Consider the following 20,582-nt stretch of genomic DNA (forward strand, 5'->3'; position numbering starts at 1 on the left):
AGTGAAATCGCCGGGCCCGTATTACTACGGACAGCCTGTGGCGTCGGATGCGGCCCCTTCGGGTCCGTATTTCCCGGCATGGACAGATTGCCGCCGACTTCCGATCATTGAGCTGTTTCCTGCGGAGCGATTTCCGGCAGGCAACGGACCGCACCGGAACAAAAGGACCGGAGACCCCAAGCGACCGGAACCGTCACGATGGCAAGCCTCAAGCGCATTCTGCTGGCAACCGACCTGGAACCGAAATCGGACCGCGCCCTGGAGCGCGCCGTTCAGCTCGCCCACCGGTTCGATGCGGAGCTGACGGCGCTGCATGTCGTCGACGGCAGCGGCGGCCGCTATGACTGCCTGCCGCTGCACCATGTGGAAGGCGAATTGCAGCGCCACATCCTGGCCGCAAGCGGCGGGGCCGGCATCCGGGCGCAGGCGGTCGCGGTGCGCGGAGATGCGGTGGAACACCGGGTCGCCGGCTATGCCGGTTTGTGGCGTCCCGACCTTCTGGTGGTTGGCCTGCACCAGCGCGACCGGGTGGCGGACCTGTTCCTGGCCTCCACCGTCGAGCGCATCGCGATTGCCGACGGAACGCCGATGCTGATCGTGCGCGACAAGCCGCTCCAGCCCTATCTGCGGGCGCTGGTGCCGGTCGATTTTTCCGAACGGTCGCGCTCTTCGGTGGAATCGGCGCGCATGCTGATGGAGGAGGGATGCATCCACCTGCTGCATGTCGCTGACCTGCCGGACGCGTCGGCACTGGACAAGGCACAGGTCGAGCACGATTTCCGGAACGTGCTCGGCCCCCATGATGACGGGCCGCCGGGTGGGCCGCCGGGTGGGGTGGAGGTGGAGACGATCCTGTTGACCGGCTCTCCCGGACAGCGGATCGTCGGAATGGCCCGGCAGGGGCGGTACGATCTGGTCGCAATGGGCTCCGCCCGACGCAGCGGCGTTTCCCGCGCCCTGCTGGGCAGCACGGCGTCCGAGGTGATCGACGTGCTGCCCTGTGACGTGCTGATCGGTGGCGTGGGAATGGGCTCCGGCTGGTCCCCGGCGCCCGCACCCACACTTTGCCCCTGATGGGCCTGAATGGAGAACCGGATGACCATCGCTGACCATTTTTCCGCTTCCGACGTGATTCTCGATGCCGCGCCCGGCAACAAGGCGGCGCTGCTCGACCAGTTGGCGGCGGAGGCGGCCGGCCGCAGCGGGCGGCCGGCGCCCGAGATCCTGGAAGCCTTGCAGGCGCGGGAGAAGATCGGCTCCACCGCGCTCGGCAGGGGGGTTGCGCTTCCCCATACGGAGCTTGCCGATCTGGCGGCTCCGGTCGTTCTGTTCGCCCGTCTTCAGCGGGCGGTCGATTTCGACGCGCGCGACGACGAGCCGGTCGATCTGGTCTTTCTGGCGCTCTGGCCGGCATCGAACCGCAAGGGGCTGCTGGCGGCCATGGCGGAAATCTGCGGGGCGCTGCGCGATCCGCAGTCGCTGCGCCGGCTGCGCGGCGCCAAGACCGCTGACGACGCGGCCCAGATCGTCGTCCAGGCCGTTGCCCAGGATGAGTGCGACCGGGACTGCAACGACGCAACCCCTGGCTTCTGACGCCGTCCATCGCCGCCGCTCCAGTGTGCCTCCAGTCTGCCGCCAGTCTGCCGTAGGATTTCATGCCCGACGCACTCCCGCTCTTGATCGCCATCGCCTTGCCCTTTGCCGGCGCGGTCGCCGCCGGACTGCTGCCTACCCATGCGCGCAACGCCGCGGCGTGGCTGGCCGGCGGGGTGGCGCTGCTCGGGCTGGCGATGGTGTGGGCGGCCTACCCGACGGTTTCGGCGGGTGGCGTGCTCCGCCTCACCGCCGGATGGATGCCGTCGCTTGGGCTCGACTTCTCACTGAGGATGGACGGCTTCGCCTGGCTTTTCGCCGGGCTGGTGTTCGGGGTCGGCGTGCTGGTGGTGGTCTACGCCCGCTATTACATGGCGGCCGAGGATCCGGTGCCGCGCTTCTTCGCCTTCCTGCTCGCCTTCATGGGGTCGATGACGGGGGTGGTGCTGTCAGGCAACCTGATCCAGCTCGCCTTCTTCTGGGAGCTGACCAGCCTCTTCTCCTTCCTGTTGATCGGCTACTGGCACCACACCGCCGCCGCGCGCGACGGTGCCCGCATGGCGCTGACGGTCACGGCGACCGGCGGGCTCTGCCTGTTCGCGGGCGTGCTGATCCTCGGCCACATCGTCGGCAGCTACGATCTCGACGCCGTGCTGACGGCCGGGGACCGCATCCGGGCGCATCCGCTCTACCTGCCGGCCCTGGTGCTGATCCTGCTCGGTGCCCTGACCAAGAGCGCCCAGTTCCCCTTCCATTTCTGGCTGCCGCATGCCATGGCGGCGCCGACCCCGGTGTCGGCCTACCTGCATTCGGCGACGCTGGTGAAGGTCGGCATCTTCCTGATGGCGCGGCTGTGGCCGGTGCTGGCGGGGACCGAGGCGTGGTTCTGGATCGTCGGGTCGGCCGGTCTCGCCACCCTGCTGCTCGGCGCCTATGTCGCCATCTTCCAGCATGATCTGAAGGGGCTGCTGGCCTATTCGACGATCAGCCATCTCGGCCTGATCACCCTGCTGCTTGGCCTGAACAGCGAGCTGGCGATGGTGGCGGCGATCTTCCACGTCATCAACCACGCGACCTTCAAGGCCTCGCTGTTCATGGCCGCCGGCATCATCGACCACGAGACGGGGACGCGCGACATCCGGCGCCTGTCGGGGCTGAACCGCTTCATGCCCTTCACCGCCCGCCTCGCCTTGATCGCCGCCGGCGCCATGGCGGGCGTGCCGCTGCTGAACGGCTTCCTGTCGAAGGAGATGTTCTTCGCCGAGGCGCTCTCCGCCAAAGACCCGCTGCCGGTCTTCTTCGACATTCTGCCGGTCGCGGCGATGGTGGCCAGCGCCTTCAGTGTCGCCTATTCGCTGCGCTTCATCCACGGCACCTTCTTCGGGCCGGATCCGGTCGACCTGCCGCACAAGCCGCACGAGCCGCCGGCCTGGATGCGCTTCCCGGTCGAGGTGCTGGTGCTGGCTTGCATCGTCATCGGCATCCTGCCGGCCGCCACCGTCGGCCCCTATCTCGATATGGCCGCCCGCGCCGCCCTGGGTGCTGCGACGCCGGAATACAGCCTCGCGGTCTGGCACGGTTTCAACCTGCCGCTGGTGATGAGCATGGCCGCCTTCGCCGCCGGGCTGATCCTCTACCGGCTGCTGCAAAGCCACCTCGCCAAGGGCATCGAGGGGCCGCCGCTGATCCGCAGCCTGGAAGGGCGGCGCATGTTCGAGCGGACGATGGTCTTCCTGTCCTGGCGGCTGGCCCGCACTGCCGAAGGCGTGCTCGGCACCCGCCGCCTTCAGCCGCAGCTGCGGCTGGTGGTGGTCGCCGCGGTGCTGGCCGCCGGCTGGACCGTGTGGACCCGCGGGGTGGGGCCGGGCAATCTGGTGCCGTCCGGCATCGACCCGGTGCTGGCGCTGATCTGGCTGCTGGGGGCCGCCTGCGCGCTGGGTGCCGCCTGGCAGGCGAAGTTCCACCGGCTGGCGGCGCTGATCCTGCTCGGCGGCACCGGGCTGGTCGTCTGCGTCACCTTCGTCTGGTTCTCCGCCCCCGACCTCGCGCTGACCCAGCTGCTGGTGGAGGTGGTCACCACCATCCTGCTGCTGCTGGGCCTGCGCTGGCTGCCCAAGCGGATGGACATCCCCGGCAGCCGCGGGTCGGAGGCGGTCACGCTGACCCGCCGCCTGCGCGACCTCGGCATCGCCACCGCCGCCGGGGCCGGTATGGCCGGGCTGGCCTTCGGGGTGATGACGCGCTTCCCGCCGGAGTTGCTGGCCCGCCATTTCCTGGAGCTGGCCTACAGCGAGGGCGGCGGCACCAACGTCGTCAACGTCATCCTGGTCGATTTCCGCGGCTTCGACACCATGGGCGAGATCGCCGTGCTGGGGGTGGTGGCGATGACCGCCTACGCGCTGCTGCGCCGCTTCCGCCCGGCGTCGGACAGTGTGGACGTTCCCGAACAGCAGCGCGATCAGAGCGCCTTCGACGCCTCGCGGCCCGACCGCAAGGACGGCGACACCGTGGCCGACTGGCTGTTCATCCCGTCGCTGATCGCCCGCCTGCTGTTCCCGGTGATCCTGCTGGTGGCGCTGTTCCTGCTGCTGCGCGGCCATGACCTGCCGGGCGGCGGTTTCGCCGCGGGCCTGACCGTCGCCATCGCCATGATCCTGCAATACATGTTTGGCGGCACCCAGTGGGTCGAGGCGCGGCTGCGCGTTCTGCCGATGCGTTGGATGGGCATCGGCCTGCTGCTGGCCGCCGGCACCGGGCTCGGCGCCTGGATGTTCGACCGGCCGTTCCTGACCAGCTATTTCGCCTATTCGCAGATTCCGGTGCTGGGCAAGGTCCCGGTGGCGAGCGCCCTGCTGTTCGACATCGGCGTCTTCGCCCTGGTGGTCGGCGCCACCATCCTGATCCTGATCGCGCTGGCCCGCCAATCGCTGCGCGGCCACCGCGCCGCCGCCCCCCGTCCGCCGGAGGTTCCGGCGGTACCCGAACCGGTTGCGACCGCCGTGGGAGAGACTGCCGTGGGAGACGACTGATGGAACTGATCCTTTCGCTCGGCATCGGCGTGCTGACCGGCTCCGGCGTGTGGCTGCTGCTGCGGCCCCGCACCTTCCAGGTGATCGTCGGCCTGTCGCTGCTCTCCTATGCCGTCAACCTGTTCATCTTCTCCACCGGCGGCCTGCGCACGGGAGCGGCGCCGATTCTGGAGGGCGGGCGGGCCGGCACGCTGGCCATGCATGCCGACCCGGTGCCGCAGGCGCTGGTGCTGACCGCCATCGTCATCGGCTTCGCCACCACCGCCCTGTTCCTCGTCGTGCTGCTCGCTGCCCGCGGCCTGACCGGGACCGACCATGTCGACGGAAAGGAGAGCGGCCGGTGAGCGGCTGGATGGACCATCTGACGATTGCCCCCATCGTCGTGCCCCTGCTGGCGGGGGCGGTGATGATGCTGATCGACGAGCGGCAGCGCACGCTGAAGGCTGCGATCGGCATGGCCTCGGCGCTGGCGCTGCTGGGGCTGGCGATCCTGGCCCTGACCGTCGCCGATTCAGGGGTTGGTGTCGTCCGCGTCTACCGGCTCGGCAACTGGCCGGCGAATTTCGGCATCGTGCTGGTGCTGGACCGCTTTGCCGCCTTGATGCTGGTGCTGACCGGGATCCTGGGTGTGGCCGCCCTGACCTTCTCGCTGCCGCGCTGGCAGAAGGCGGGGGCGCATTTCCACCCGCTGTTCCAGTTCCAGCTGATGGGGCTGAACGGGGCCTTCCTGACTGGCGACCTGTTCAACCTGTTCGTCTTCTTCGAGATCATGCTGGCGGCCTCCTACGGCCTCGCTCTGCATGGCTCGGGGCTGGCGCGGGTGCGGGCGGGGCTGCATTACGTCGCGATCAACCTGTCGGCGTCGCTGCTGTTCCTGATCGGCGTCAGCATGATCTACGGCGTTTCCGGCACCCTCAACATGGCCGACCTCGCCGGCCGCGTTGCCAGCCTGGCTGCCGAGGATCGCGGGCTGCTGGAAGCCGGTGCGGCGATCCTGGGTCTCGCCTTCCTGATCAAGGCGGGGATGTGGCCGCTGGGCTTCTGGCTGCCCAACACCTATTCCACCCTGGGCTCGGCCTCGGCCGCCATCGTCTCGATCCTCAGCAAGGTCGGCATCTATGCCGTGCTGCGGCTGTGGCTTCTGGTGTTCGGCGAGGGGGCGGGGGCGTCGAGCGGCTTCGGCGGCACCGTCCTGCTGATCGGCGGCTTGCTGACCATCGGCTTCGGCTGCATCGCCGTGCTGGCGACGCAGAACATGGCGCGGCTTGCCGGCGCCACCGTGCTGGTGTCGTCCGGCACCCTGCTGGCGGCCATCGGCGCCGGCCAGATGGCGGTCACCGGCGGGGTGCTGTTCTATCTGACCAGTTCCGTGATGGCGGTCGCCGGTTTCTTCCTGCTGATCGAGCTGGTGGAGCGCGGCCGCGGTGTCGGCGCCGACGTGCTGGCGGTGACCCGCGAAGCCTTCGGCGAGGGCGATGATGATGATGACGACGACGGCGGGGGTGGTGGCGGGGCCGGCGTCCCAATTCCGGCGACGATGGCGATCCTCGGCATCGGCTTCATGTCCAGCGCGCTCCTGCTGGCCGGTCTGCCGCCGCTGTCGGGATTCCTCGCCAAGTTCGCCATCCTGTCGCCGCTGCTGTCGGCCGGGCCGGAAGTTCCGGTCACCACCTGGATCCTGCTGGCGGCGCTGGTGCTGTCGGGGCTGGCGACGGTGGTGGCGATGACGCGGGTGGGCATCGACGCCTTCTGGGCCTCGCCGGCCGCCGAGGTGCCGCGGGTGCGGGTGGCCGAGATCGCGCCCGTCCTGCTGCTGCTCGCCCTCAATCTGGCGCTGACCATCCAGGCCGGACCGGCCATGCGCTACATGGAGGACACCGCGCGCGCTCTCCATGCGCCGCAGGACTATAACGGTGCCGTGCTGTCCGGCATTCCGACGGCGGGCCCGACGGCCGGAGGTGCCCGATGAGACGGCTGATGAGGCGGCTGCTGCCCTATCCCATGATGACGGCGACGCTGCTGGGGGTGTGGCTGCTGCTGAACGAGAGCGTGGCCCCCGGCACCATCATCCTGGGCGGCGTTCTTTCGCTGGGGACGGCCGCGACGCTGGGGGTGCTCGACCTGCCGGGCGGACGCTTCCGCCGTCCGCAGGCCGCGCTGTCGTTGCTGGGTGTGGTGCTGGTGGATATCCTCCGCTCCAACTGGGCGGTCGCGAAGATCATCCTGCGGCCGGGCGGCGGCGGGCGGGTGTCGGGCTTCGTGCGCATCCCGCTCGATCTGCGGGCGCCCTACGGGCTGGCGACGCTCGCCTGCATCGTCACCGCCACTCCCGGCACGGTGTGGGTCGCCTATGACCGGCGGCGGAACACCATCCTTCTGCACATCCTCGATCTGGTGGACGAGCAGGAGTGGATCGACACCATCAAGGGCCGCTACGAGACACGGTTGATGGAGCTGTTCGAATGATCCTGAGCCTGCTGATGGGGACGATCTTCCTCACCCAGATCATGCTGGTGGTCGCCATGGCCTTCGCGACCTTCCGGGTGCTGCGGGGACCGCGGGCGCAGGACCGGGTGCTGGGGCTGGACACCCTCTACGTCACGGCGACCATGCTGCTGCTCACCTTCGGCATCCGCAACGGCAGCATTCTCTATTTCGAGGCGGCTCTGATCATCGCCCTGCTCGGCTTCGTGTCGACGGCGGCGCTGGCGAAGTTCCTGATGCGTGGCGAGGTCATCGAATGAACAACCATCTGGCCGATCTCCCCGCCTGGGCCGCCATTCCCGCTGCCCTGCTGCTGTTGGCCGGTGCGGTGCTGACCCTGATCGGAACCGTCGGGCTGCTGCGGTTCGGCAGCTTCTATCAGCGGGTCCACGCGCCGACGCTGGGCTCGACCCTGGGCATCGGCTGCATCCTGCTGGCTTCGATGCTGGTCTTCTCGGTTCTCGAATCCAGGGCAATCCTGCACGAGGTGCTGATCACCGCCCTGATGGTGGTCACCACCCCGATCACCCTGATGCTGCTGGCGCGCGCTGCTCTCTACCGCGACCGCAGCGAGGGAAGCGACGAGGTGCCGCCGCCGCCCTCCGGCCAGGACGCGCGCACTTCCGGCTCTGCCCCTCAGTCCCAGCCGGGTTTGGGAGGCGGGCAGGATGTGTGATGCGGCGTGACAGGGATCGCCCGTCACGGCGATGCGGTTTGACGCCCAACCTTGCCTGGATCGTCTGAACCGCAGCCGTTCAGCGCAGCGAGCACCGCATCGGCTGTTTGGCGGCTGTGGGCGGCCAGGAGGCCGCCGGCCGTCGCCGCATTACGCTGCCGGACTGCGGCCATGAAGCCGTCATGTTCGCTCAGCGAGTGCCGCCAGCGCTCCTCATCGTAATTGGCCAGCGACCGTGCCCGGAGAATCTTGGAGGCGAAGCCGGCATAGGTGGCGTCCAGCGACGGGTTGCGCGCCATCGCGACGATCCGGGCGTGGATCTGCCGGTTGGTCAGGAAATAGGCCGGCCGGTCGCCGGCATCGAACTGGGCGTGAAGCTGGGCGTGGAGCCGGTCGAGTTCGGCGAACTCCTCCGGCGTGCCCCGCCGGCAGGCAAGGTCGCCCGCCAGCGCCTCCAGCGCCTCCATCACTTCGAAGACGGCGGCGATCTCCTTGGGGTCGATCGGCGTCACCACGGCGCCGCGGTGCGGGCGAAGCTCCACCAGCCCCTCCGCCGCCAGGACGCGCAGCGCTTCCCGCAAAGGCGTGCGCGAGACCCCCAGCTGTTCGCACAGCTGGACCTCCGGCACGCGGCTGCCCGGCCGCAATTCGCCGGACAGGATCATCGCGCGCAACTCCGCAACGGCACCATGGTGCAGCGTTTCACGGCGGATCGGCCCGGCGGGGAGCTTGGCGGTCTTCACAATGTCCATGGTCAATCCGGCGATGTCCATAATGCTGAATGATTGTGCAGCTATGCGCAAACGATGCCATGCGCTTAAAAATAGGGCAAGAGAGTCGAGGTGCGCACTTGGCTTTCGAAAACTCATATATCATTGATATAAAAAGATAAATCTAAAATCACCATATTGTATACAATTTGGCACGCGGCTTGCGACTGATGGGATATCGCAATCGCATCAGGGAATTCTGCCCATGTCGCTTCGATCCTTCACGCTTGGCGCCGTCACCGGCGTGGTCCTCGCCCTGTCCGCGGCCGCCGCGACCGCCCAGGCCGCCGACATGGACGCGGTGAAGCTGGGCTTCGCCAAATGCGCCCACTGCCTGCCGATGGCGCTGACGCCCGATCTGGCGAAGGGCGTGAAGATCGAGGCCATCAACTTCAATTCCGGCAACGACGTGCTGACGGCTTTGGTGTCCAAGAGCATCGACGTGGCGCAGGTCACCTACCTCCATTACATCACCGCCCTCGACAAGGGCTTCGACGTGGTGGCGATCTCCGGTCAGGTGAATGGCGGATCGGAGATCCTGACCGCCAAGGGGATCGAGCTGAAGCCGGACGACTGGGCCGGGCTGAAGGCGCTGATCGCCGACCGCAAGGCGAAGGGCGAGCCGTTGCGCGTCGCCGCCTCGCGCGGGAATGCGCAGGACATCCACATGCGCGGTGCCTTCCTGAAGAACGGGATCGACGCCAACAAGGACGTGCAGTTCGTTAACATCCCCAACCCGTCCGACCATGCCGCCGCCCTCCAGCGCGGCGAAGTCGACGTGATCTGCACGGTCGAGCCCTTCGCCTCGCAGATCCGCAGCAGCGGAGCCGGCCGGCATTTCACGCTTCCCTACGACCAGGCCGCCGGCAACCTGACCAACCTGATCGTCACCCGCTCCGACGTGATCAAGGAGCATCCCAAGGCGGTCGAGGCCACCGTCGCGTCCGTCGTGGCGCTGGTCGACAAGTTGAAGGCGGACCGGGGCGCCTGGGTCGACACCATCAACAAATACACCGGCATGGACAAGACGGTCGCCGCGGAGGCGCTGAAGAACGCCGCGCCCGACTATGCCATGCACAAGGACAGCACGCTCGCCATCGCCGCGATGATGCGCGACCTGAAATACATCAGCCATGACGTCTCCGCCGCAGCCGAGAAGAACCTCGACTACAGCTTCCTGGAAACCGTCACGGCCAAGCCGAAGACCGAGTTGGGCTTCTGATCGGCTACCGGCTGCATCCGGCCAGATGTTTCAAGGGACAGGAGTCCGGTTCATGACGGCGATAGGAAAAATCTGGGAGCGGTTCGCCTGGGAAAGGGCGGTCGTTCCCCTCGTCATCCTCGTGGCCTGGGAGGCCGTGTCGCGGTCCGGCCTTCTGCCCGCAGCGCTGCTGCCACCGCCGACGGTGGTCCTGCATGCGTGGGGCGACTGGGTGTTCGGCTTCGACGAAACCGCCCAGGCCAACAGCGGGCGCTGGTTTGCCGATGCGCTGTCCAGCGCCATGCGGGTTGCCGCCGGCTATGCCATCGCGGCGGCCAGCGGCATCCTGCTGGGCATCGCCATCGGCTGGTGGCGCTGGGTCGAGCGGACGGTGGAGCCGACGATCCAGATGCTGCGCCCGGTTCCGCCGGTGTCCTGGATTCCGGTGGCGATCATCTGGTTCGGCATCGCCAACAAGCCGGCCATCTTCCTGGTCTTCCTCGGCGCCTTCTTCCCGATCCTGATGAACACCATCCACGGGGTGAAGACGGCCGACCGCAACCTGATCCGCGCCGCCGCGATGATGGGCGCCACCGAGCAGCAGCTTCTGCGCCATGTGGTGTTCCCGGCGGCCCTGCCCAGCATCTTCGCCGGCCTGCGCATCGGCATCGGCGCCGCCTGGATGCTGACGGTCACCGCCGAGATGGTCGCGGTCAAGAGCGGGCTCGGGTACGTGCTGTGGGACAGCTATTACTTCCTGCGCTACGACCTCGTGCTCGCCGCCATGGCCAGCATCGGCCTGCTCGGCTATGCGACCGACGGCCTCATCAAGCTGCTGATGTCCGTGGCGCTGCACTGGCAGCACGGATCCACCCTGCAAAGCCGGGAGGGCTGACGCCATGGCCTCCATCGAGCTGAAGAACATCATCAAGATTTTCCGCGACGCCAAGCGCAAGCGCGACCTGCTGGCCATCGACGATGTCAGCCTGTCGGTGGAACCCAACCAGTTCCTGTGCCTGCTGGGTTCGTCGGGCTGCGGCAAGTCCACGCTGCTGAACATGATCGCCGGCTTCGAGAAACCGACAGGCGGCAGCGTGACGGTCGGCGGCAAGCCGGTGGACGGGCCGGGCGCCGACCGCGGCATGGTCTTCCAGCAGGCCAACCTGATGCCCTGGCTGCCGGTGTGGGAGAATGTCGCCTTCCACCTGCGGCTGAAGGGCTGGCGCAAGGCCGACCGCCGGGCCGCGGCCCAGGAATACATCGACATGGTCGGGCTGCGCGGTTTCGAGAACCACTTTCCGGCCGAACTGTCGGGCGGCATGAGCCAGCGCGTTGGCATCGCCCGCGCCCTGCTGCTGAACCCGCAGGTCATCCTGATGGACGAACCGTTCGCGGCGCTGGATGCCCAGACCAAGATGGACATGCAGGAGGAACTGGTCGCCATCTGGCAGAAGCAGCGTTGCACCATCGTCTTCGTCACCCACAGCGTCGACGAGGCGCTGGTGCTCGGCACCCAGGTCGCCGTCCTGACCAGCCGGCCGGGCCGGGTGCGCGAGCTGATCGACCTCGACCTGCCGCGCCCGCGCGACATCACCAGCCAGCAGTTCAACGACCACAAGCGCCACATCCTGAACCTGATCCGCGAGGAAGGGATGCAGCAGCGTAAGGAGGCGAAGCCGGAGTCGGTGCCGGACGCGGCTGCGGCCGGTCGCCAGGGCGCTGCGGCATGACCACGGCCCAACACCCCTTGGACCTGCTGCTGACCGGCGTCACCGCCATCACCGGCGATCCGGCACTGGGCATCATCGAAGACGCCGCCATCGGCATCCGCGACGGCCGGATCGCCCATCTGGCCCCGGTCTCCGCCGGACTGCCGGCGGCGGAGCGCACGCTGCACCGTCCCGGCCGGCTGGTGACGCCGGGCTTCGTCAATGTCCATCTGCATGCGGTGCTGGTGATGGTCCGCGGTGTCGCCGCCGATCTCGGCTTCGCCCCGTCCTACACCCCCGGCGTTCCCAAGGGCACCGACGCCACGCCGGATGAGGCGCGGGCGCTCGCCCGGCTGGGCGTGGCGGAGGCGCTGTTGTCCGGCTCCACCCTGGTCTGCGACCATTTCGTCCATGCCGAGGCGACGCTGGAGGCCGTGGCCGAGCTGGGGCTGCGGGTCCATGCCGGCTGGCGGGTGCATGACGTCGATTTCGCCCGCGTGCCGCAGGGGGAATGGCGTTTCGATGCCGGCATCGGCGAGGATCTGCTGCGCCGGACGCTCGACCTGCACGACCGCTGGAACGGGGCTTTGGAGGGGCGCATCGCCGTGCAGATGGCCGCCCATGCGCCGGATACCTGCTCCCCCGGCTTTCTGCGGACGCTCGCCGCCGAGGCGTCGGCCCGCGGGATGCGCGTCAACACCCATCTGGCGCAGAGCCGGGTGGAGGTGGAGCGCGTCCGCGCCTCCACCGGCCTCTCTCCCGCGGCCCTGCTGGAAGAGACCGGGATGCTGAACGACCGGCTTCTCGCCACCCATTGCCTCTATGTCGATGACGACGACATCGCGCGGCTGGCCCGCGCCGGCGCCCATGCCGTGCATGTGCCCAAATGCAACGCCGCCTCCGGCCGGCTGGCGCCGACGCCGGCCCTGAAGGCGGCGAGGGTCAATCTGGCGCTGTGCACCGACACCCAGCATGGCGACATGGTGGAGACGATGCGCTGGGCGCTTGCCACCGGCCGCATCGGCCAGGGCGGCGTCACCGCCGACTGGCAGCCGGCCGACGTCTTCCGCATGGCGACGCTGGGCGGGGCCGAGGCCGTCGGCATGGCCGACCGGATCGGCACGCTCACCGTCGGAAAATGTGCCGATCTGGTGGTGTTCGACAGCCGCCGTCCGCATCTACGCCCGCAGACCAACCCGCTCGGCACGCTGGTCCACACCGGCCAGGGCCGCGACGTGGAAATGGTGTTGGTCGACGGCGAGGTTCTGGTCGAGGACGGACGCCTGCTGCGCGCCGATCTGGAGCGGATCTGCATCGAGGCCGACGAGGCCGCCCGCGCGCTGTGGGCGCGGGCCTGAACCCCGGAAAACCCTGAAAACAAGAAACGCCTGAAGCGATAAGGACTGAACATGACCACGCCCGATCTGACCAAGCGCGTCCTTCTGGGGATGCTGACCCCGTCTTCCAACACGGTCCTTGAACCGGTGACCTCCGCCATGCTGAGCGGCCTGCCGGAGGTGTCGGCTCATTTCGGCCGCTTCACCGTCAAGGAGATCTCGCTGCGCGCCGCGGCACTCGACCAGTTCACCGACGCACCCTTCCTCGACGCCGCCCGCCTGCTGGCCGACGCGAAACTGAACGTGATCGGCTGGAACGGCACCTCGGCCGGCTGGCTCGGCTTCGATGCCGATGAGCGGCTGTGCAGCACCATCGCGGCTGAGACCGGTATCCCGGCCTGCACCTCCATGCTGGCGCTGAACGAGATTCTGGAGACGACCGGGCGCAAGCGCTTCGCCATCGTCAGCCCCTATCTCGACGAGATCCAGGAGCGGATGGTCGCCAACTACAACGCTGCCGGCTTCGAGGTGGTGGCGGAGCGGCATCTGAACGACCGCGGCAATTTCTCCTTCTCCGAAATCACCGAGGAGCGGATCGAGCGCATGTGCGCCGAGGTGGCGGAGGCCAAGCCCGACGCCATCGCCATCATCTGCACCAACATGCGCGGCGCCCCGGTGGCGGAGCGGGTGGAGAAGGCGCTGGGCATTCCCGTCTACGACACCGTGTCCACCGTGGTGTGGAAGGCGCTGCGCATGACCGGCGTCGACACCCGCCGGGTCGAGGGCTGGGGCAGCCTGTTCCGGGAATTGCACGGCTGATGGCTGACCGCTGACGGCTGAAAGGGGGGAGGGGAGCATGGAGTTCGATCTGGTCATCCGCAACGGCACGGTCGCCACCGCGTCCGATGTGTTCAAGGCCGATGTCGGCGTGCGCGGCGGGACCATCGCAGCGCTGGGTGCCGGCCTCGCCCCTGGACGGGAGGAGATCGACGCCGCCGGGTTGCTGGTCCTGCCGGGCGGCGTCGACGGGCATGTCCATTTCGACCAGCCGACCGGCGACGGGTCGGTGATGGCCGACGACTTCCTGACCGGCACCCGCTCCGCCGCCTTCGGCGGCACCACCACGGTGCTGCCCTTCGCCTGCCAGGAAAAGGGACGGTCGCTGCGCGAGGCGGTGGACGACTATCACCGGCGGGCCGCCGGCAAGCCGGTGATCGACTATGCCTTCCACCTGATCGTCACCGATCCGACCGAGCAGGTGCTGGGCCACGAACTGCCGGCGCTGATCCGTGAGGGCTACACGTCCTTCAAGATCTACATGACCTACGATGCGCTGAAGCTGAACGACCGCCAGATTCTGGAGGTTCTCGACATCGCCCGCAGCGAGGGCGCCATGGTGATGATGCATGCGGAGAATGCCGACTGCATCGCCTGGCTGACCGAGAAGCTGGAGCGCGCCGGGCAGACGGCGCCCTTCTTCCACGGCGTCTCCCGCCCGCGCGTGGCGGAGCGCGAGGCCACCCACCGGGCCATTTCGCTCGCCGAACTGGTGGATGTGCCGATTTTGATCGTCCATGTCTCGGGTGCCGACGCGGTGGAGCAGATCCGCTGGGCACAGGGGCGCGGCCTGCGGATCTATGCCGAGACCTGTCCGCAATATCTGTTCCTGACCGGCGACGATCTGGGTGGGGAGGGGTTCGAGGGCGCGAAGTGCATCTGCTCCCCGCCGCCGCGCGATGCCGCCAATCAGGCCGTCATCTGGGATGGGCTGATTGGCGGGACCTTCCAGGTCTTTTCGTCGGACCATGCGCCGTTCCATTTCGACGGGCCGGGCGGCAAGAAGGTCCATGGCGAACAGGCGCCCTTCCGCTGCGTGCCCAACGGCATTCCAGGGGTGGAGACCCGACTGCCGCTGCTGTTCTCCGCCGGCGTGATGACCGGACGGATGGAGCTGACCAAATTCGTGGAACTGACCGCCACCAACCCCGCCCGCATGTACGGGCTCCATCCGCGCAAGGGCACCATCGCGGTGGGGGCCGACGCCGACATTGCCCTGTGGGATCCGAACCGCCGGGTGACCGTTACCAACGCCATGCTGCACCACAATGTGGACTACACCCCCTACGAGGGGATGGAGGTCACCGGCTGGCCGGTGGCGACGATCTCGCGCGGGGCGGTGGTGTGCCGCGACGGCGCGCTTCTGGCGCAGCCCGGCCGCGGAGAGTTCCTGGCCTGCGGCCTGCCGGCGCCCGCCCGTCCCAAGAGCGCCCCGGCGCCGGTCCTGCCGTTCTGACGGTCCCGGCGGGCAGTGGTGGTTACACCGCCCGCCGTGCCCTGGGCGAGGCGCAGGCGGCGGCCACCACCTCGCCGGTGCGGCCGACATGGTGCATGAACAGGCGCTGGGCGGTCTCGCCGTCGCGGGCTTCCATCGCCGCCAGGATCTCGCGGTGCTCCAGCACCGATTCCTTCCAGCGGCCCTGGGCGCCCAGCGCGAAATAGCGTGCCCGCGCCAGCCGGCCGAGCAGCCGGTCATGCGCGTCCACCAGTGCCGGATTCTTGGCGCCCGACACGATCAGCCGGTGGATCTTCTGGTTGATCGAGAAATACTCCTCCAGCGCGCCGGCTCCCTGCAAAGCCTCGATCCTGTCCTGGAAGCCGCGCAGGCGGCGCAGGTCGGCGGCGGTCATCCGTTCGGCGGCGAGCTTCGCCGCGAAGCTTTCGATGCAGCCTTCGGCCTCGAACAGGTGGATCAGCTCGTCGGCGTCGAGCGGGGCGACGATGGCGTTGCGGTTGGGGCGCAACATCACCAGCCCGTCGGCCGCCAGCAGCTTCAGCGCCTCGCGCAGCGGAGTGCGGGAGATGCCGAGCTTTTCGCTCAGCTCCGGCTCGATCAGCCGGGCCGAGGGTGGCAGTTCGCCGTAGATGATCTTGGAGCGCAGCCGTTCCACCGCCATTTCCGCCAGCGGCGGCGGCGGCACCGTCCGGCGCCGCCGGGGGGCGGCTTCGGGGGTGTCGCCGGGACCGTCGCCGGAAATGTCGCCCGGAGCGTCGCCTGGAACGGTGTTGTCCATGCTCATCCGGCCACTCCTCGCCCGCCAGTGGCGAGCAGCGTTTCGATGACGGCGGCGAAGCGCAGCACCCGCCGGTCCAGCCCGCGCGGGGCGACGACCTGCAACCCGACCGGCAGACCGGCACGGCCGATGCCGCAAGGCAGGCTGAGGGCGGGGACCTTGGCGTGGTTGAACAGCGGGGTGAAGACGGCATGCGCGCGTGGCGGTACCGCCTGTCCGCCGATGGTCTCCGGACCCAGCCGGTCGAGCGGCCATGCAACGCAGGGCGTCGTCGGGCCGATCAGCAGGTCGATGTCGGTGAAGACGGCGGCGAGGGCGCGTGCGACCTCAACGCCCAGCAACTGCGCAGCCGCGACCTCCGGTCCCGTCAGGGTCAGTCCACGTTCGATCTGCACGGCGATGTCGGGATCGAATTGGACCGGATCGCGGCGGAAGGCGTCGCCGTAGAGGGCGGCCAGCCCGGCATGCTGCAAAGGCATCAGCGCCGTTTCCGTCACCCCGGCCGGCCAGGATGGATCGCGCCGGACGAGGCGCGCTCCCGCCCGTTCCAGCAGTTCCACCGCGTGTTCGACCGCCTGCTGCACATCCTCGTCGATCGGGGCATCCAGGCCGAGGCGGGGGCTGTAGGCGACGGTCAGGCTTTCGGGCGGTCGGGTGTCCGCCGGGGCGACGGCGATGGACTCGGGATCGCGCGGATCGGTCCCGCACAGCGCCTCGAACATCAGTGCCGCGTCGGCGACGTCGGCGGCGATCGGGGCCATCACGGCAATGCCGGTGAATGGCTCGGCGAAGCCCGGTCCGTAGGGAATGGCGCCGAAGGACGGTTTGAACCCGACCGCGCCGACATGGGCGGGCGGGCGGCGGCTCGACCCGCCGGCATCGGTGCCGAGCGCCAGCGGCACCAGCCCCGCCGCCACCGCCACGGCCGGCCCGCCGCTCGACCCGCCGGGGGTCAGGCTTGGGTCCTGCGGGTGGTGTGTCGGTCCGAACAGCGGGTTGGTGGTGACGCCCTTGCAGGCGAATTCGGAGCTGTTGGTCATGCCGACGATGACGGCGCCGGCAGCGCGCAGCCGCTCCACCGCGATGGCGTCGGCCGGAGCATGGAAGTCGGCGAACAGGCGCGATCCCTGGGTGACGCGCCGGCCGGCGACCCAGATGGTGTCCTTGACCGCGACCGGCACCCCGGCCAGCAATGGCGTTTCCCCGGCGGCCAGCCTGCGGTCGACCGCATCCGCCTCTGCCAGTGCTTCGGCCTCGTCGACGGAGACGAAGGCGTTCAGCGCCGGGTTGCCAGAGGCGATGCGGGCCAGCGCCGCTTCCGTTTCGGCACGGGCGCTGCTGCGGCCCGTGCGCACGGCTTCGGCAATGGCGGCGGCGCGTGGGGCGGCAGCGCGCGGGAGAGTGGTCATCGCTTGTCCTTCAGAAGGCTGAGGCCGGACAGCGCCGCCAGCAGGCCGACGGCGATATAGCCGGTGGCGAGGTCGCTGACCGCGGCGGCGGCGACCAGCAGGATCGGCCCGGCGATCAGCCCGGCGAAGCCGCCGACCATCACCGCCCCCGTGGCCTCGCCGATGCGGCCGGCAGGCGCCAGCCTTGCGACCTCGGCCACGAACACGCCGTTCCAACCGCTGGCGGTCAGTCCGAACAGGAAGGTCGCCAGTGTCAGCACCGGGAAGGGCAGGGCGGCGCCGGCCCATCCCACCAGGATCGATGCCCCGGCCATGCCCAGCCCCAGCAGCCCGACCAGCCGGCGCGGCGCCATCCAGCGCGATGCCACCACGCCCCAGCCGAGCCGCCCCACCAGGCCGCCCGCCTGCCCGGCGGCCAGCGCCACCCCGGCGGACACATGCGGCAGCCCCAACTCCGTCACCGCGAAGACCACGAAAAAGCCGTTCAGCGTCAGCTGGCTGGCGGAATAAGGGAGGGCTGCCAGCGCCATCCGCCGCAGCGCCGGGTCGCCACGCAGCAGTTGCACCGCCGTACCCAGTCCGAAACCGGCAGCGGCATTCCGGGTCAGCGGGTCATAGACGGGCCGCAGCCGCTCGAAGACCGGAATGCAGGCCAGGGCCAGCATGGCGATGACCGCATAGCCGGCGCGGGGATCCAAGGCGACGGCCAGAAGCGGCAAAGCCAGCGATCCGGCGATGGCGCCGATCTGGTTGCCCGTCTGGCGGACGGAGAACACCATCGGCCGGTCGGCTTCCCGGACCAGCCGGCCGAGGATCGCGGCACTGGCCGGCGTCTCGGGTCCGCAGGCAAGGCCGATGGCGACACCAGCGGCCAGCAGCCCCGCGGCGCTCCCGCCCGTCATCGCGCACAGCATGGCGGCGGCGACCGCCACCGCGCAGAGGCTGGCGATCCGGAAAGGCCCGAGACGCCCGGCCAGCACGCCGCCATACAGCGAGGCCGCCATTCCGACCGCGAAGCCGGTGGTGGTGAACAGGCCGAGCCCCGCCGGGTCGATCCCCAACCGCGGCGCCAGAACCCCCGGCGCGAACAGGGCCAGCGCGACCAGCGCCTGCAAACCGGTCATCCCGACCAGTGCCGGCAGAAGCGGGGGGAGCAGCGGTGCTGGCGTTGTCGTCGCCGTCTCGGCTACCATTTCGGCGAACCGAAGGCGGAGGCGGCATGGCTGGCGGAATTTCGATCCATGGCGTGGATGTGGCGCGCGGAGTCGCCGCCCAGGGCATGCGGGTGGAGCTTTACGCGCTGACGCCGGAACGCCGGCTGCTGGCGGCGGGGGAGCTTGGCGCCAACGGGCAGCTCGACCACCCGACCGTGCGCGGCGACGGCATCGAAGCCGGCCCGCACGAGGTGCTGTTCCATGTTGGCGACTGGCTGCGGGCCGCGGGCTATGCCGGGGAGCAGACACGCTTCCTCGACATCGTTCCGTTCCGCTTCGTCGTCACCGACCTCGACCGCCATCTGCATCTGCCCTTCAAGTTCACGCCCTACGGAGTATCGCTCTTTCTGGGAGTGTAAGGGGGGTCAGGTCAACCTTTTGGAGAGGCCGGCGACGCGTTCCATCAGCAGCATCAGGCCGATGGTGACGACGATCAGCACGCCCGACAGCGCCGCGACCGTGACGTCCAGCCGGCCTTCCAGATCCTGCCACATGCGGATCGGCAGCATGTCGGTGGCGGCATCGCGCAGGAACAGCGAGACCGGAACATTGTCGAAGGACGCCATGAAGGCGATGAAGCCGCCCGCCATGATGCCGGGCCGGATCAGCGGCAGGGTGACGCGGCGGAAGCCGTACCAGCGCCCCGCACCCAGGCTGGACGAGGCCTCCAGCAGCGACGGGTTCATCTGGGCGAGCGACGCCACGGTGTTGCGGACGACGAAGGGCACCGAGACGACCGTGTGGCCGATGATGAGCGTCAGCGGCGACACCGGCACCCCGATCATCGAGAAGAACATCAGCGACGACAGGCCGAAGGCCAGGGCCGGCAGAACCAGCGGCGACAGGAACAGGCTGTCCAGCACCTTCGCCGTCAGCGTCGGCGAGCGCGCGATGCCGAGCGAGGCGGAAACCCCCAGCAGGATCGACAGGCCGGTCGCCCAGGCCGCCACCGTCAGGCTGTTCATCATCGCGAACTGAAGCTGCCAGGCGTTCCACAGCTCGGCGTACCAGCGCAGCGAATAGCCGGGCGGTGGGAATTTCAGGGAATAGCCGCTGGTGAAGGACACCCAGATCACCACCACTGTCGGGGCGACCAGCAGGACCAGCGCCATCAGCGCGATGCCGGTCATGACGATGCGGAAGCTCAGCGCATCGAAATCGATGCGGCGGCCGCCGGAGACCGGCTTTGCGTGGTCGGACATCGATGCCTCCCCGGATCAGGCGTTGGCATAGCCGCGCGACAGGCGGCCGAGAGCGTTGAAGATCGAGACCACCACCAGCACCGACACCAGGAAGACGATGGAGATCGCCGCGGCGAAGGGCCAGTTCTGCAGGGTCGAGGCCTGCTGGTAGATGTACATCGGCATGAACAGCATCTGGCCGCCGCCGATCAGGCTCTGCGTGATGAAGGCGGTGATCGCCGCGGCGTAGGTCAGCAGGCAGCCGGCGACGATGCCCGGCAGCGACAGCGGCAGGATCACCTTGCGGAAGGTCCGCCAATGTCCGGCTCCCAGCACCGACGAGGCGTCGGCGAAATTCGGGTCGATTCGGCTCAGCGCCGTGATGATCGGCAGGACCATCAGCGGCATCTGCACCTGCGCCAGCGCCACGACCACCCCGCCCTCGGTGTAGAGCAGCTTCAGCGGCGTGTCGATCAGCCCGATCCAGGACAGCGTCGCGTTGACGATGCCCTGGCGGCCCAGGATGACCACCCAGGCGAAGGTGCGCACCACCACGCTGGTCAGCAGCGGCAGCAGCACCAGCAGCATGATCAGCCCCCTGGCCCAGGCGGGAGAGCGCTGGTGCAGCCATGCCACCGGATAGCCCAGCAGCAGGGTCAGCACCGTCACCTTCACCCCCAGCCACAGGGTGGAGCCCAGAACCCCCAGGCTGAAGCTGTCGCCCAGGAAAGCGACATATTGGGTCAGCCCGTAATGGCCGCCCTGTGGGTCGGTCTGGAAACTCAGCGCCAGCAGGATCACCAGCGGCGTGACGAAGAACAGGACGAAGCCCGCCGCCAGCGGAGCCGCGAGCTTCAGGTCGTAGGTGGTGACGTCGCGCAACGTCGCGGCCATGGGGCGCCTCCTCC

Annotated in this window: 21 protein-coding genes; 15 read left to right on the forward strand and 6 right to left on the reverse strand. The window is 68.9% G+C overall.

Going from position 1 to position 20,582, the window contains the following annotated elements:
- Positions 1-198: 198 nt before the first annotated feature.
- The 8 genes from ABNQ40_RS11490 to mnhG all read left to right on the forward strand — a co-directional run bounded on the left by ABNQ40_RS11490 (position 199) and on the right by mnhG (position 7,782).
- Entirely contained in the window at positions 199-1,074 is an 876-nt protein-coding gene (locus ABNQ40_RS11490) for a universal stress protein (RefSeq protein WP_109047650.1), read from the forward strand.
- A gap of 21 nt (positions 1,075-1,095) precedes the next feature.
- The gene (locus ABNQ40_RS11495; RefSeq protein WP_109047651.1) at positions 1,096-1,593 is read left to right on the forward strand and encodes a PTS sugar transporter subunit IIA; all 498 of its coding nucleotides are present in this window, start codon (positions 1,096-1,098) and stop codon (positions 1,591-1,593) included.
- Between the two features lie 62 nt (positions 1,594-1,655).
- On the forward strand, positions 1,656-4,622 hold the full coding sequence (locus tag ABNQ40_RS11500) for a monovalent cation/H+ antiporter subunit A (RefSeq protein WP_109047652.1): 2,967 nt from the start codon (positions 1,656-1,658) through the stop codon (positions 4,620-4,622).
- Complete coding sequence (locus ABNQ40_RS11505) at positions 4,622-4,966, forward strand: Na+/H+ antiporter subunit C (RefSeq protein ID WP_098738499.1); 345 nt, start codon at positions 4,622-4,624, stop codon at positions 4,964-4,966. Before ABNQ40_RS11500 ends, ABNQ40_RS11505 begins: the two co-directional genes overlap by 1 nt.
- Before the next feature lie 8 nt (positions 4,967-4,974).
- Positions 4,975-6,591, forward strand: a complete 1,617-nt coding sequence (locus tag ABNQ40_RS11510; protein WP_109490676.1) for a monovalent cation/H+ antiporter subunit D — start codon at positions 4,975-4,977, stop codon at positions 6,589-6,591.
- 8 nt (positions 6,592-6,599) lie between these two features.
- Positions 6,600-7,088 carry a Na+/H+ antiporter subunit E gene (locus ABNQ40_RS11515; protein ID WP_109047653.1) on the forward strand — a complete coding sequence of 163 codons (489 nt, stop codon included), beginning with the start codon at positions 6,600-6,602 and terminating at the stop codon, positions 7,086-7,088.
- The gene (locus tag ABNQ40_RS11520) at positions 7,085-7,366 is read left to right on the forward strand and encodes a K+/H+ antiporter subunit F (RefSeq protein WP_199235219.1); all 282 of its coding nucleotides are present in this window, start codon (positions 7,085-7,087) and stop codon (positions 7,364-7,366) included. The genes ABNQ40_RS11515 and ABNQ40_RS11520 overlap by 4 nt, the downstream gene beginning before the upstream one ends.
- On the forward strand, positions 7,363-7,782 hold the full coding sequence (gene mnhG, locus ABNQ40_RS11525; RefSeq protein WP_109047654.1) for a monovalent cation/H(+) antiporter subunit G: 420 nt from the start codon (positions 7,363-7,365) through the stop codon (positions 7,780-7,782). Before ABNQ40_RS11520 ends, mnhG begins: the two co-directional genes overlap by 4 nt.
- A gap of 23 nt (positions 7,783-7,805) precedes the next feature.
- Here the strand turns inward: mnhG and ABNQ40_RS11530 are convergent, their stop codons facing one another.
- Positions 7,806-8,534, reverse strand: a complete 729-nt coding sequence (locus ABNQ40_RS11530) for a GntR family transcriptional regulator (RefSeq protein WP_109490678.1) — start codon at positions 8,532-8,534, stop codon at positions 7,806-7,808.
- Positions 8,535-8,757: 223 nt separating this feature from the next.
- Between ABNQ40_RS11530 and ABNQ40_RS11535 the strand changes: the two genes are divergently transcribed.
- From ABNQ40_RS11535 to hydA, 6 genes are all read left to right on the forward strand, one after another.
- Positions 8,758-9,774, forward strand: a complete 1,017-nt coding sequence (locus ABNQ40_RS11535; protein WP_109047655.1) for an ABC transporter substrate-binding protein — start codon at positions 8,758-8,760, stop codon at positions 9,772-9,774.
- Between the two features lie 52 nt (positions 9,775-9,826).
- Positions 9,827-10,648, forward strand: coding sequence for an ABC transporter permease (locus ABNQ40_RS11540; RefSeq protein WP_109047656.1), 822 nt, complete (start codon positions 9,827-9,829; stop codon positions 10,646-10,648).
- A gap of 4 nt (positions 10,649-10,652) precedes the next feature.
- Positions 10,653-11,483, forward strand: a complete 831-nt coding sequence (locus ABNQ40_RS11545; protein ID WP_199235220.1) for an ABC transporter ATP-binding protein — start codon at positions 10,653-10,655, stop codon at positions 11,481-11,483.
- Positions 11,480-12,820 carry an amidohydrolase family protein gene (locus ABNQ40_RS11550; protein WP_109047657.1) on the forward strand — a complete coding sequence of 447 codons (1,341 nt, stop codon included), beginning with the start codon at positions 11,480-11,482 and terminating at the stop codon, positions 12,818-12,820. Before ABNQ40_RS11545 ends, ABNQ40_RS11550 begins: the two co-directional genes overlap by 4 nt.
- 66 nt (positions 12,821-12,886) lie before the next feature.
- Positions 12,887-13,618 carry an aspartate/glutamate racemase family protein gene (locus ABNQ40_RS11555; RefSeq protein WP_109490679.1) on the forward strand — a complete coding sequence of 244 codons (732 nt, stop codon included), beginning with the start codon at positions 12,887-12,889 and terminating at the stop codon, positions 13,616-13,618.
- Positions 13,619-13,655: 37 nt separating this feature from the next.
- Positions 13,656-15,092 (forward strand): dihydropyrimidinase, encoded by a 1,437-nt coding sequence (gene hydA / locus ABNQ40_RS11560; RefSeq protein ID WP_109047658.1) that lies wholly within the window; start codon positions 13,656-13,658, stop codon positions 15,090-15,092.
- Between the two features lie 22 nt (positions 15,093-15,114).
- Here the strand turns inward: hydA and ABNQ40_RS11565 are convergent, their stop codons facing one another.
- The 3 genes from ABNQ40_RS11565 to ABNQ40_RS11575 are packed head-to-tail and all read right to left on the reverse strand — an operon-like array spanning position 15,115 to position 18,472.
- Positions 15,115-15,876 (reverse strand): GntR family transcriptional regulator, encoded by a 762-nt coding sequence (locus tag ABNQ40_RS11565; RefSeq protein WP_247879521.1) that lies wholly within the window; start codon positions 15,874-15,876, stop codon positions 15,115-15,117.
- Complete coding sequence (locus ABNQ40_RS11570) at positions 15,873-17,279, reverse strand: amidase (protein ID WP_391346590.1); 1,407 nt, start codon at positions 17,277-17,279, stop codon at positions 15,873-15,875. The genes ABNQ40_RS11565 and ABNQ40_RS11570 overlap by 4 nt, the downstream gene beginning before the upstream one ends.
- Positions 17,276-18,472 carry an MFS transporter gene (locus ABNQ40_RS11575; RefSeq protein WP_109049128.1) on the reverse strand — a complete coding sequence of 399 codons (1,197 nt, stop codon included), beginning with the start codon at positions 18,470-18,472 and terminating at the stop codon, positions 17,276-17,278. Before ABNQ40_RS11575 ends, ABNQ40_RS11570 begins: the two co-directional genes overlap by 4 nt.
- Before the next feature lie 26 nt (positions 18,473-18,498).
- Between ABNQ40_RS11575 and ABNQ40_RS11580 the strand changes: the two genes are divergently transcribed.
- On the forward strand, positions 18,499-18,852 hold the full coding sequence (locus tag ABNQ40_RS11580) for a hydroxyisourate hydrolase (protein ID WP_109049127.1): 354 nt from the start codon (positions 18,499-18,501) through the stop codon (positions 18,850-18,852).
- Between the two features lie 6 nt (positions 18,853-18,858).
- Here the strand turns inward: ABNQ40_RS11580 and ABNQ40_RS11585 are convergent, their stop codons facing one another.
- On the reverse strand, positions 18,859-19,695 hold the full coding sequence (locus tag ABNQ40_RS11585) for an ABC transporter permease (protein ID WP_199235285.1): 837 nt from the start codon (positions 19,693-19,695) through the stop codon (positions 18,859-18,861).
- A gap of 15 nt (positions 19,696-19,710) precedes the next feature.
- On the reverse strand, positions 19,711-20,568 hold the full coding sequence (locus tag ABNQ40_RS11590; protein ID WP_109049126.1) for an ABC transporter permease: 858 nt from the start codon (positions 20,566-20,568) through the stop codon (positions 19,711-19,713).
- Positions 20,569-20,582: the final 14 nt, after the last annotated feature.

Origin of the sequence: Azospirillum sp. A23 (genome assembly GCF_042938965.1) — a bacterium.
In the GTDB taxonomy this organism is placed as follows: Bacteria; Pseudomonadota; Alphaproteobacteria; order Azospirillales; family Azospirillaceae; genus Azospirillum; species Azospirillum melinis.